The sequence below is a fragment of the Nocardioides palaemonis genome, from assembly GCF_018275325.1.
GTDB lineage: Bacteria > Actinomycetota > Actinomycetes > Propionibacteriales > Nocardioidaceae > Nocardioides > Nocardioides palaemonis.
On record NZ_JAGVQR010000001.1, the window covers coordinates 2034262 to 2047135 of the forward strand.

The following is a 12874-nucleotide window of genomic DNA, read 5'->3' on the forward strand; positions in this document are numbered from 1 at the left end:
CCACTCAGCCGGCGGCGTTCGCTCGGAAGGCCCGGTCGACGTCGGCGGTCGACAGCACGCCGTAGATCCGGCCGTCCTCCTCGACGAGGAGGTACTCCTCGGCCGGGCGGCGGCTGATCGCGAGGATCAGCTCCTCCCCCGCCACGGTGGCGGGCAGCGTCAGGCCCTCCTCCAAGGCCCGCGCCACCGTGGACACCGCGACCCACGGGCGTCGCTCGGGCGGCATCGCGGCCACGGCGGCCTCGCTGACGATGCCGAGGGGGCTGCCGTCGGGGGCGACCGTGACGATGCTGCCGGCTTGCGCCTCCTGCGCCCGCCGGACCGCCTCCGCGAGCGGGAGGTCCTCCGGGACGGTGAGCGTACGCCGCGCGAGCGGGCGCGCGACGAGGGCGGGGAGACGCTGGCGCATGCGGGCGTGGGCGAGGGCGGCGGTGGCGCCGGTCCACAGGAACAGACCGAGGATGAAGACCAGGACGAGGTCGAGGATCGTCGGCGGCTCACCGATGACCCGGTCCTGGACGAGCGGCCAGGCGAGCAGGGCGAGGGCCACCACCCGTCCGCCCCAGGCGGCGACGATCGTGGCACGGTGCTGGTTGCCGGAGGCGCCCCAGACGAGCGCCTTCAGCACCCGCCCGCCGTCGAGCGGCAGACCCGGCACGAGGTTGAGGACCCCGATCACCAGGTTCGCCCCGGCCAGGCCCTCGACGGCCACCTGCAGCAGTCCGTCGGGCACGACGAACCACAGCCCGACGGCCGCGACCCCGATCGCGATGGAGGTCAGCGGCCCGACGACCGCGATCCAGAACTCGTGGCGCGGGCGACGCGACTGGCCGTCGATCTCGGTCATCCCGCCGAGGAAGTGCAGCGTGATCGAGGTGACGCCGTAGCCCAGCCGCTTGGCCGTGACGGCGTGCGAGGCCTCGTGGAGCAGGACGGAGAGGTAGAGGATCACCGCGAACACGAACCCGGCGACGTACTTCAGGACCCCGAGGCCCGGCTGCACGACCTCGATGCGGGGGGCGAACGTGACGGCGATGAGGAACGCCACGACGAACCACGAGCTGGTGATCAGCACGTCGATGCCCGCGATCGAGCCGATCCGGAGCGTGCCCGGAGGGCGGGGCGGTGCGGGGGTGGACACGGGACGACCCTAACCAACGCGGCCCACGCCCGGCTCGTCGCGCGGGTCTGTCGGTGCCGTCGCCTAGAGTCGCCGCGTCATGACCGCACCGACGCAGGACCCGTCCCCCGCCGAGCGCCTGTCGACGCCGGTCGACGGCGTCGAGGTGGTGGGTGCGCTGTCGCCGAGCCGGGCGGGCGACTTCATGGCCTGTCCCCTGCTCTACCGCTTCCGCACCATCGACCGGCTCCCCGAGGAGCCCTCGCCCGACGCCACGCGCGGCACACTGGTCCACAAGGTCCTGGAGGACCTCTTCGACCTTCCCGCCCCCGACCGCACGCCCGAGCGCGCCGCGGAGATGCTCGCGCCCCGGTGGGACGCGCTGCTCGAGGCCGAGCCCGCGCTCGCCGGGATGTTCGGCGACGAGGGGCCGGACGTCGTGGCGTGGATGGACTCGTGCCGGACCGTCCTGAGGCGCTACTTCGACCTCGAGGACCCCCGTCGCCTCGAGCCGGCCGACCGCGAGCTCTACGTCGAGGCCCTGCTCGACTCCCGGCTGCTGCTGCGCGGCTTCGTCGACCGGGTCGACGTCGCCCCCGACGGCCGGATCAGGGTGGTGGACTACAAGACCTCGCGGTCCCCCAAGGAGGGCTACGAGGCCAAGGCGCTGTTCCAGATGAAGTTCTACGCGCTCGTCCTCTGGCGGCTGCGCGGCGTGGTGCCGTCGGTCCTCCAGCTGATCTACCTCGGCAACGGCGAGACCCTGCGCTACGAGCCCGACGAGGACGACCTGCGCGCCACCGAGCGCAAGGTCGAGGCGATCCACCGGGCGATCGCCCTCGCCCGCGAGACCGGCGACTGGCGCCCGAGCCCGTCACGGCTGTGCGACTGGTGCTCGTTCCACGCCTACTGCCCGACCAAGGGCGGCACGATCCCGCCGCTGCCGGACCTCGAGCCCGAGCCAGTCGACGCCTCGGTCGACGAGTCCGACGACTGACCTCCCCGGACCCGACGCCGAGCGGACGTCGGGAGCGGTGGCTGAGCCACATTCCGCGTCCCCGAAGTGTGGGTGGGGCACCGCTGCCAGCGTGGCGTACACGCGCCCGTCCGATGGCGGTGGCTGAGCCACATTTCGCGGCCCCCGAGTGTGGGTGGGGCACCGCTGCCAGCGTGGCGTACACGCGCCCGTCCGATGGCGGTGGCTGAGCCACGTTCTGCGGCTCTGGAATGTGGGTGGGGCACCGCTGCGGCGGGCTAGGGCGCGATGAACGCCTCCGGCGGCACGTCGGGCTCGGCCGGGGCCGCGAACCCGTCGGTCACCAGCTCGGGAGCGACCTCGTGCCGCTGGATCTCCCCCGCCGCGATCTGCTCGGCGAAGTGGCAGGCCACCCGGTGGCCGGGCGAGACCCCGTCGACCTCGACGACCCGCAGCTGCGGCCGCTCGGTGTCGCAGCGCGTCTCCTGGCGCCACGGGCAGCGGGTGTGGAACCGGCAGCCGGTGGGCGGGTTGGCGGGTGAGGGCAGGTCGCCGGTGAGCAGGATCTGCTCGCGGCTGTCCTCGACGGTCGGGTCCGGCACCGGCACGGCCGACATGAGGGCCCGCGTGTAGGGGTGCAGCGGGACGTCGTAGAGCTCGCCGGCCTCCGACTCCTCGACCAGGCCGCCGAGGTACATCACGCCGATCCGGTCGCTGATGTGGCGCACCACGGCCAGGTCGTGGGCGACCACGAGGTAGGTCAGCCCGAGCTCGTCCTGGAGGTCCTGGAGCAGGTTGATCACCTGCGCCTGGATCGAGACGTCGAGCGCGCTGACCGGCTCGTCGGCCACGATCAGGTCAGGACCGACCGACAGCGCCCGCGCGATCCCGATGCGCTGGCGCTGGCCGCCGGAGAACTCGTGGGGGTACTTCGACAGCGCGGACGGCGGGAGCCCCACCGACGACATCAGCTCGCGCAGCCGGTCACGCGTGGCGGCCTTGTCCTGGTCGAGCCCGTGGGCGCGCATCCCCTCCAGGAGCAGCGACTCCACCGTCTGGCGGGGGTCGAGGCTCGACATGGGGTCCTGGAAGACCATCTGGAAGCGCTTGCGCTCCTTGCGCAGCACCTCGCCCTTGAGGGAGGCGATGTCGCGGCCGTCGAACACCACCGACCCGGCCGTGGGCGGCTCCAGGTTGAGGATCGCCTTGCCGAGGGTGGACTTGCCGCACCCGGACTCCCCCACCAGGCCGTACGTCTCGCCGCGACGGATCGTGAGGTCCACCCCGTCGACCGCGCGGACGTGGCCGACGGTGCGGTCGAACACGATCCCGCTCTTGATGGGGAAGTGCACCTCGAGGCCGCTGACCTCGACCAGCACGTCCTCGTCGTGCGCCGGCCGGTCCTCCATCTTCTCGTCCTGCACCGTGCCGCTCACTGCGCGCCTCCCGTCGGGTTGAAGCAGCGGTAGCCCACCACGTGGTCACCGTCCCACTGCGGGGTGTGGCTGGTGCACGTGTCGAGCCTGCGCGAGCACCGCGGTGCGAAGGCGCAGGCCGAGGTCCACGGCAGGTTGTCGGCGACCGAGCCCGGCACCGGCGACAGCTTCTCGCCCCGCTCCGCGTCGAGCCGCGGGATCGAGTCGAGCAGGCCGGTGGTGTAGGGGTGGCGCGGCTGGCGGAACAGCCCGTGCCGCTCGCCGCGCTCGACGATCTTGCCGCCGTAGAGCACGTTGACCTCGTCGCACAGCCCGGCCACGACGCCGAGGTCGTGGGTGATCATCACCAGCGCGGTGCCGGTGTCGACCACCAGCTCCTTGAGCAGCGCCAGGATCTGCGCCTGGATGGTGACGTCGAGCGCGGTGGTGGGCTCGTCGGCGATCAGCAGGCGCGGGCTGCAGGCGAGCGCCATCGCGATGAGGGCGCGCTGGCGCATGCCACCGCTGAGCTGGTGGGGATAGTTGACCAGCCGTGCCTTCGGGTCCGGGATGCCGACCCGGTCCAGCAGCTCGGCGGCCTTGGGGGTCGCCTCGCGGCGGCTCAGGCCCTGGTGGCGCTCCATCACCTCAGTGACCTGGCGCCCGATCGTGACGACCGGGTTCAGCGACGACAGCGGGTCCTGGAAGATCATCGCGATGTCGGCGCCGCGCCGGTCGCGCATCGCCAACGGCGACAGCGCCAGCAGGTCCTCGCCGTCGAAGACCGCGCGGCCCTCGACGGTGTTGCCGCGGTCGGGCAGCAGGCCCATCACGGCGAGCGAGGTCACCGACTTGCCGCAGCCGGACTCGCCGACCAGGCCGACGGTCTGGCCGGGGCGTACGTCGAAGCTGACGCCGTCGACGGCGTGGAACGGCTCCTGCCCGCGCCGGGCGAAGGTGACGCGCAGGTCCTGGACGGACAGCAGCGGCTCGGAGCCGCTTGTGGGGTGGCGGGTCATGCCGGTCACCTCCGCGACTTCGGGTCGAGGGCCTCGCGCAGCGACTCGCCCATCAGCGTGAAGCCGAGCGCGACGACGATGATGCAGCCGGCCGGGTAGAACGCCAGGTGCGGTGCCTCGGAGATGTACTGCTGGGCCAGGCCGAGCATCTGCCCCCATTCGGGTTGTCTCTGGTCGGGGTTGCCGAGTCCGAGGAAGGACAGGGCGGCGGCGTCGATGATCGCGACGGCCAGCGAGAGCGTGGCCTGCACGATCACCGGACCGAGCGAGTTGGGCAGCATGTGCCGGAACACGATCGCCCGCGGTCGTACGCCGAGCGAGCGCGCCGCGAGGACGTGGTCGCTGGAGCGCTGGGCGAGCATCGACCCGCGCAGCAGGCGGGCGAAGACCGGCACCTGGATGATCGCGATCGCGACCACCAGCGTCCACTGGCTGGGGCTGCGGGCGAGCGAGGCGATGGTGAAGGCCAGCAGCAGCGACGGGATGGAGAGCATCACGTCGACGACGCGCATCACGAACGAGTCGACCCAGCCGCCGAAGGCACCGGCGAGGGTGCCGAGCGTGAGCCCGCCGATGAGGCCGAACAGCGTGGCGAAGACGCCGACGATCAGGGTCTGCCGGCTGCCCACGATGAGCCGCGACAGCAGGTCGTGGCCGCGGTCGTCGCCGCCGAGGAGGTGGCCGGCCTCGGGGCCGGGGACCGGGTTGGTCTGCGGCCGGACCTTGTCGAGCAGCGGGGTTGCGGTGGGGTCCCACGGCGCGACCCACGGAGCGATGATCGCCAGCACGACGAAGGCGAGCGTGATGCCGGCGCCCACGAGGAACACGGGGTTGCGGCGAAGCCGCTGCCAGGCGCTGCGCAGGAGGGAGACGCCCTGCTCCTCGGCGGCCGCGCCGGCGGCGAGCGTGTCGATCCGCTCGCGGCGCAGCCCGCCGTAGGTGGGACGGTCCGTGCGGTCGGGGCGGTCAGTGGGTTCGGTGGGTTCGGTCACCGGGCTCACCTCGTCCGGATCCGGGGGTCGATCACCGCGTAGGCGATATCGACCAGCAGGTTGACCAGGACGTAGATGACCGCCGCGGCGAGGATCAGCACCTGCAGCACGGCGTAGTCCTTGTCGCGGAACGCGGTCGCGAGCGCCTGTCCGACGCCCTGGTAGGAGAAGACGGTCTCGGTCAGCACCGCACCGGCGAGCAGTCCGCCGACCTGGAGGCCGATGGTGGTGACCACGGGCAGCATCGCGTTGCGCAGCACGTGGCGGGCGCGGATCACCTTGGTGGTGAGGCCCTTGGCCTCGGCGGTGCGGACGTAGTCCTCGTCGAGGACGTCGAGCACCGAGGCGCGGGTGATCCGGAAGATCACCGCGAACGGGATCGTCGCGAGCGCGACGGCCGGCAGGATCAGGTGCTTGAGGGCGTCCCACGCGGCGTCCCACTCGCGGGTCAGGATGCCGTCGAGGACGAACATCCCGGTCACGCGGGTGGCGTCGAGGCCGGTGCTCTGGCGCCCGGAGACGGGCAGCAGGTTCCACTCGACGGCGAAGAAGTACTTCAGCAGGAACGCGGTGAAGAACACCGGGACAGCGACGCCGACCAGCGAGAAGATGACGGCGCCGGTGTCGGCGGCGGAGCCGCGGCGACGCGCGGCCATGTAGCCGAGCGGGATGCCGAGGGCGACGGCGATCAGCAGGGCCAGCGCGGACAGCTCGATCGTCGCGGGGAGCCGGTCGAGGAAGATCTGGAGCGCGTCCTCGCCCGGCAGCACCTTGGTGGAGACACCGAAGTTGCCGTGGACGGCGCGGTCGAGGAACTTGAGGTACTGCACGGGCAGCGGCTGGTCGAGGCCGAGCGCGGCCTCGAGCGCCGCCCGGCGCTCCTCGGTCTGCCGCTCTCCGAGGATCGCGGACACGGGGCCGCCCGGCAGCGAGCGCAGCCAGGCGAAGACGAGCATGGACAGCACGACGACCACCAGCACCATCTGCAGGAGCCGTCGTACGACGAAGCGAACCACGAGGGGGATCTCCTCACACGCCTGCGTGGGCCGGCGGCCGCCGATGACGGCGACCGCCGGGCCTCACGCAGATGGATCGGTCAACGGGTGGGCGTCAGCGCCCTCCCGTCACTGCCCGCCCTCGACCGACACCGAGGCGAACTCCTCGGCGGTCAGCGGGCTCGGCACGACGCCGTCGACGCCGGGACCGACGACCAGGGCCGGCGGCGAGTGGCTGATCGGCAGGCCCGGGAGGTAGTCCTCCATGATCTGCTGGTTGATGTCCTCGAACGCCGCCGCGCGCTGCTCGTCGTCGACGATCGCGTCGGCCGACTTCAGGTCCTCGGAGAGCTGCTGGCCCCACGGGTAGGCCCGGGTGCCGAAGTCGTTCTCCTTGAGGTTGCCGAAGAACGTGCCGATGAAGTTGAACGGCGAGTCGTAGTCGCCGGTCCAGCCCAGGATGTAGGCGTCGTAGCGACCGGCGGTGACGTTGTCGAGGTAGCCGCCGTTCCAGGAAGCCGTCTTGACGTTGACCTTGATGCCCACGGCCTCGAGGTCGGTGCGCAGCGCCTCGTAGATCTTCTGCGGGTCCGGCATGTAGGGGCGGCTGACCTCGGTCGGGTACGCGAAGGTGAGCTCCATTCCCTCGGCGCCGGCCTCCTTGAGCAGGCGCTTGGCCTCCTCGGGGTCGTACTCGTAGGGCTGCAGGTCGGTGTTGTAGCCGCTCACCGTGTCGGGCATGAACTGCGTGGCCTCGGTCGCGCCCTCGGGGAGCTGGGTCTGCACCAGCTGCTCGCGGTTGAGCGCGTGGTAGAGCGCCTGGCGGACCTTGAGGTCCTTCAGCTGCGGGTTGGCCTCGGGGTTGAGCCCGAGGTAGAGGATGTTGAAGGCGTCGCGGATCTCGACGCTGTTGCCCGCGTCCTCCAGACCGGCCCAGTCGACCGGGTTGGGGAGGTCGTAGCCGTTGATGCTGCCGGCCTCGAGCTCCTGGCGCCGGGTGCTCTCGTCGGGGATGACGCGGAAGACGAGCTCGCTGACCTGGGCCGGGTCGCCCCAGTAGTCGTCGTTGCGCTCGAGGGTGATGGTGCCGTTGGCCTCGTCGTACTCGCCGAAGGTGAACGGGCCGGTGCCGACCGGGTTGTCGGCGTAGTCGGGGAAGCTGAAGCCCTCGCCCTCGGCGGCGATGCCGTTGGCGTCGCCCTCCTCCATCGCGGTGGGCGACTGCATGGCCAGCGACGCGAGCGACAGCATCGTCGGGAAGCCGGAGGTCGGACCGCTGATCGAGATCGTGGCCTCGAACTCGTCGGTCGCCTCGCAGCCCTGGTAGAGCGAGTTCGCGGCGTCGTTCTTGAACGAGCCCATGACGTAGCCCCAGTACTCGCCGGCGGTCTGGCCGGCCTCGTTCTGGTCGAACATCCGCTCGAAGTTGGCGCAGACGGCCTCGGCGTTGAAGTCGGTGCCGTCGTGGAAGGTCACGTCGTCGCGGAGCTCGAAGGTCCACTCGGTGCCGTCGTCGTTGGGCGTCCACTCGGTGGCGAGCTCGGGCACCACCTCGGCGGTGCCGGGCTCGATGCCGACGAGGCCCTGGAACATCTGCCGCGTGACCCGGAAGGTCTCGCCGTCGGTGGCGTAGAACGGGTCGAACATCTCCGGGGCGCCGGCCGCGCCGAACACGAAGGTCCCGTCGTCGCCACCGCCCTCGCTGTTGTCGTCGCGCTGGCTCTCCGCACAGCTCGCCAGGGTGGCGGCGGTCAGCACTGCTGCCGCCAGGGTCGCCGCGGTACGTCGTGGAGACATCCCGAGATCCTTCCGTCCGTTATCCGGTCCAAGTTGTCCCGAACCCTATGCGCACGGACGTGATCCGGGCCACACCACCCCGGTCACGTCCCGATCACGAACGCATCACGCGTCGCGGGCCAGCTTGGCCAGCGCATCGGTGTCGACTCCCACCAGGGTGTCGGCGAACACCCGGCGCTCCCCCTCCAGGATCGGGACGTGGTGGGGCACGCACACCACCGTGCAGCCGGCCGCCACCGCCGACTTCGCGCCGGTGTTGGAGTCCTCGATCGCCACGCACTCCGCCGGGTCGACGCCGAGCTCGGCGGCCGCGGTGAGGTACGGCTCGGGGTGCGGCTTGCCGAGCTCGACCCGGTCACCGGTCACGACGGTGCTGAACGACCCCTCGGGCAGCTGGGCCAGGATCGGGTCGACGAAGCGCTGCCACGACATCGTCACCAGCGCGCACGGGACGCCGCGCCCGACGAGGTCGGTCAGCAGCTCGCGGGCGCCGGGACGCCACGGCACCTCGTCCTCGACGCGGGCGACGACGCCGTCGAGCAGCTCGTCGACGATCTGCTGCGGGGTGCGGTCGATGCCCATGTGGACCCGGATGTAGTCGCCGGAGTCCAGCAGCGCGCTGCCGACCAGGTTCATCGCGTGCTCCTGCGACCAGGTGCCGCCGTACTTCTCGGCCATCGCGTACTCGGTCTCGATCCAGTACGGCTCGGTGTCGACCAGCGTGCCGTCCATGTCCCACAGGACGGCGGCCGGCAGCTGGTGGTCGGTCAGGGGCGCTGTGGAGGTCTCAGGCACCCGGACATCCTGACACCCGGCCTCAGTCCTCCGGGTCGTAGCCCAGGTTGGGCGAGAGCCAGCGCTCCGCCTCGGCGAGGGTCCAGCCCTTGCGCTCGGCGTAGTCGGCGACCTGGTCACGCGCGAGGCGGCCGACCACGAAGTACTGCGACTGCGGGTGGGAGTAGTAGAAGCCGCTGACCGACGCACCCGGCCACATCGCCATCGACTCCGTCAGCCGGATGCCGGTGTGCTCCTCGACGTCGAGCAGCTCCCAGAGCGTCTGCTTCTCGGTGTGCTCGGGGCACGCGGGGTATCCCGGGGCCGGGCGGATGCCGTCGTACTGCTCCTTGATCAGCCCCACGTTGTCGAGGTGCTCGTCGGGCGCGTAGCCCCACAGCTCCTTGCGCACCCGCTCGTGCAGGCGCTCGGCGAACGCCTCGGCGAGCCGGTCGGCCAGTGACTCGAGCAGGATCGCGTCGTAGTCGTCGAGGGACTCGCGGAACGCCTTCACCCGCTCGCCGAGCCCGTCGCCAGCCGTCACGGCGAAGGCCCCGACGTGGTCGCGCAGGCCGGAGCCCTTGGGCGCGACGAAGTCCGCGAGCGCGCGGTTGGGCACGCCGTCGCGGTGCTGGCCCTGCTGACGCAGGTGGTGCAGCGTGGCGTGGACCTGCGACCGGTCCTCGCCGAGGTAGACCTCGACGTCGTCGCCGACCGACGCCGCGGGGAAGAAGCCCACCACGCCGTGGGCGCGGATCCACCGCTCCTCGACGATCCGGTCGAGCATCGCCTGGGCGTCGTCGTAGAGCTTGCGGGCCGCCGGACCGGAGCTGGGGCTGTTGAGGATGTCGGGGAACGCGCCCTTCATCTCCCACGCGTTGAAGAACGGCTGCCAGTCGATGTAGCGCCGCAGGACCGAGAGGTCCTGGTCGCGGATCACGCGGACGTGCTGGGTGACGGCCGTGCCGGTGAGCGGCGACACGGCGTGGTCCTGCTGGAGCAGCATCCGCGGCCTGGGCGGGTGGTAGCCGGTCCAGTCGATCGGCGTCGCGTTGGCGCGGGCCTGGTCGAGGGTGATCAGCGGCCGGTCGTTCTTGGCCGCGTGGCGGGTCCGGAGCGAGTCGAAGTCGGCCTGCACGTCGGCCATCAGTGTGTCGCGGCCGGTCTCGTGCAGCAGCGCCGCCGCGGTCGGCACCGAGCGCGACGCGTCCTTGACCCAGACGACGGGGCCCTCGTAGCGCGGGTCGACCTTGACCGCCGTGTGCGCCCGGGAGGTCGTCGCGCCGCCGATCAGCAGCGGGATGGTCAGCCCCTGGCGCTGCATCTCGGTGGCGACGTTGACCATCTCGTCGAGCGACGGGGTGATCAGGCCGGACAAGCCGATGATGTCGGCACCGACCTCCTGGGCGGTGTCGAGGATCTTCTGCGCGGGGACCATCACGCCGAGGTCGATGACCTCGTAGTTGTTGCACTGCAGCACCACGCCGACGATGTTCTTGCCGATGTCGTGGACGTCGCCCTTGACCGTGGCCATGACGATCGTGCCGTTGGTGTCCTTCGCGGTGGCCAGGTCGGGGTTGTCGAGCTTCTCCTGCTCGATGAAGGGGATGAGGTAGGCGACCGCCTTCTTCATCACGCGTGCGCTCTTGACGACCTGCGGCAGGAACATCTTGCCGGCGCCGAAGAGGTCGCCGACGACGTTCATCCCGTCCATCAGCGGGCCCTCGATGACCTCGATCGGGCGCCCGCCGCGCTCGGCGATCTCGGCGCGGAGGATCTCGGTGTCGGACTCGACGTGGGCGTCGATGCCCTTGACGAGGGCGTGGGTGATCCGCTCGCCGATCGGGAGGGCGCGCCACTCGTCCTCCGCCGCCTCCTCGGACGCGGCGGTGCGGTTGTGCGCCTCGGCGACCTCGAGCAGCCGCTCGGCGGCGTCGGGGCGGCGGTTGAGGACGACGTCCTCGATCCGGTCGCGCAGCTCGGGGTCGACCTCGTCGTAGACCGCGAGGGCGCCGGCGTTGACGATGCCCATGTCGAGGCCGGCGCGGATGGCGTGGAACAGGAAGACCGCGTGGATCGCCTCGCGGACCGGGTTGTTGCCGCGGAAGGAGAACGACACGTTGGAGATGCCGCCGCTGACCTTGGCCCCGGGGAGGTTCTGCTTGATCCAGCGGGTGGCCTCGATGAAGTCCTCGCCGTAGGTGGCGTGCTCCTCGATGCCGGTGGCGATCGCGAAGACGTTGGGGTCGAAGATCACGTCCTCGGGCGGGAAGCCGACCTCGTCGACGAGGATCCGGTAGGCCCGCTCGCAGATCGCCTTGCGCCGCTCGAGGTTGTCGGCCTGGCCGTCCTCGTCGAACGCCATCACCACGACGGCTGCGCCGTACTTGCGGCACAGCCGGGCGTGCTCGCGGAACGGCTCCTCGCCCTCCTTCATCGAGATGGAGTTGACGATCGGTTTGCCCTGCACGCACTTCAGGCCGGCCTCGATGACCTCCCACTTCGAGGAGTCGACCATCACCGGGACGCGGCTGATGTCGGGCTCGGCGGCGATCAGCTTGAGGAAGCGGTCCATCGCGGCGACGCCGTCGATCATGCCCTCGTCCATGTTGACGTCGATGACCTGCGCGCCGGCCTCGACCTGCTGGGCCGCGACGCCGAGCGCCGTGTCGTAGTCGCCGTCCTTGATGAGGGTCCGGAAGCGCGCCGACCCGGTGATGTTGGTGCGCTCGCCGACGTTGACGAAGAGGCTCTCGGCGGTGATGGTGAGCGGCTCGAGGCCCGAGAGCCGCATCACCGGCTCGACCTCGACCGGGGTGCGCTGCTCCTTGTCGCGCACCGCCGCGGCGATCGCCGCGATGTGGTCGGGCGTGGTGCCGCAGCAGCCACCGACGAGGTTGAGGAAGCCGGCCTCCGCGAACTCCGCCAGCACGGCCGCCGTCTGGTCGGGGGTCTCGTCGTACTCGCCGAACGCGTTGGGCAGGCCCGCGTTGGGGTAGACGCTGACGAACGTGTCGGAGAGGCGGGAGAGCTCGGCGACGTAGGGCCGCATGTCGCGGGCGCCGAGCGCGCAGTTGAGGCCGATCGCGAGGGGCCGGGCGTGGCGCACCGAGTTCCAGAACGCCTCGGTGACCTGGCCCGAGAGCGTACGGCCGGAGGCGTCGGTGATGGTGCCGGAGATGATGACCGGCCAGCGGCGCCCCTGCTCCTCGAAGAGCGTCTCGACGGCGAAGATCGCGGCCTTGGCGTTGAGGGTGTCGAAGATCGTCTCGATCATCAGCAGGTCGGCGCCACCGTCGACCAGCCCGCGGGCCGCGACGAGGTAGGCGTCGGCGAGCTGGTCGAACGACACGTTGCGCGCACCCGGGTCGTTGACGTCGGGCGAGATGGAGGCCGTGCGGGTGGTGGGGCCGAGGGCGCCGGCCACCCAGCGCGGGTGCTCGTCGGTGGCGACCGCGTCGGCGGCGGCCCGCGCCAGGCGGGCCGACTCGAGGTTCAGCTCGTAGGCGAGGTCCTCGAGGCCGTAGTCGGCGAGCGAGACCGCGTTGGCGTTGAAGGTGTTGGTCTCGATGACGTCGGCGCCTGCCGCGAGGTACTCGTCGTGGATCGCCCGGATGATCTGCGGCTGGGTGATCGTCAGCAGGTCGTTGTTGCCGACCAGGTCGCTCGGGTGGTCGGCGAAGCGCTCGCCGCGGTAGCCGGCCTCGTCGGGCCGGTCGCGCTGGATCGCCGTGCCCATCGCGCCGTCCAGCACCATGATCCGCTCGCGCAGGATGGCCGTCAGGG

General features: G+C 71.3%; 9 protein-coding genes. 1 reads left to right on the forward strand and 8 read right to left on the reverse strand.

Annotation, left to right across the window (positions count from 1 at the left end; genetic code table 11):
• Window positions 1-4: 4 nt before the first annotated feature.
• A complete protein-coding gene (locus KDN32_RS09985) occupies window positions 5-1141 on the reverse strand; it encodes a site-2 protease family protein (RefSeq protein WP_307853910.1) in 1137 nt (378 codons plus the stop codon).
• Window positions 1142-1220: 79 nt separating this feature from the next.
• Here KDN32_RS09985 and KDN32_RS09990 point away from each other — a divergent pair, with 79 nt between their 5' ends.
• On the forward strand, window positions 1221-2117 hold the full coding sequence (locus KDN32_RS09990) for a RecB family exonuclease (RefSeq protein WP_211731824.1): 897 nt from the start codon (window positions 1221-1223) through the stop codon (window positions 2115-2117).
• 257 nt (window positions 2118-2374) lie between these two features.
• Here KDN32_RS09990 and KDN32_RS09995 read toward each other — a convergent pair whose 3' ends face one another.
• The 7 genes from KDN32_RS09995 to metH all read right to left on the reverse strand — a co-directional run bounded on the left by KDN32_RS09995 (window position 2375) and on the right by metH (window position 12845).
• Entirely contained in the window at window positions 2375-3505 is a 1131-nt protein-coding gene (locus KDN32_RS09995) for an ABC transporter ATP-binding protein (RefSeq protein ID WP_211732486.1), read from the reverse strand.
• Between the two features lie 23 nt (window positions 3506-3528).
• Window positions 3529-4530 (reverse strand): ABC transporter ATP-binding protein, encoded by a 1002-nt coding sequence (locus KDN32_RS10000; protein ID WP_211731825.1) that lies wholly within the window; start codon window positions 4528-4530, stop codon window positions 3529-3531.
• A gap of 5 nt (window positions 4531-4535) precedes the next feature.
• On the reverse strand, window positions 4536-5522 hold the full coding sequence (locus tag KDN32_RS10005; RefSeq protein ID WP_307853915.1) for an ABC transporter permease: 987 nt from the start codon (window positions 5520-5522) through the stop codon (window positions 4536-4538).
• Between the two features lie 5 nt (window positions 5523-5527).
• A complete protein-coding gene (locus KDN32_RS10010) occupies window positions 5528-6538 on the reverse strand; it encodes an ABC transporter permease (RefSeq protein WP_211731826.1) in 1011 nt (336 codons plus the stop codon).
• A 108-nt stretch (window positions 6539-6646) separates the two neighbouring features.
• Entirely contained in the window at window positions 6647-8314 is a 1668-nt protein-coding gene (locus tag KDN32_RS10015; RefSeq protein WP_211731827.1) for an ABC transporter substrate-binding protein, read from the reverse strand.
• A 105-nt stretch (window positions 8315-8419) separates the two neighbouring features.
• Window positions 8420-9109, reverse strand: coding sequence for an HAD family hydrolase (locus tag KDN32_RS10020; protein ID WP_307853916.1), 690 nt, complete (start codon window positions 9107-9109; stop codon window positions 8420-8422).
• Between the two features lie 22 nt (window positions 9110-9131).
• Window positions 9132-12845, reverse strand: a complete 3714-nt coding sequence (metH, locus tag KDN32_RS10025) for a methionine synthase (protein ID WP_211732489.1) — start codon at window positions 12843-12845, stop codon at window positions 9132-9134.
• Between the last annotated feature and the right edge of the window lie 29 nt (window positions 12846-12874).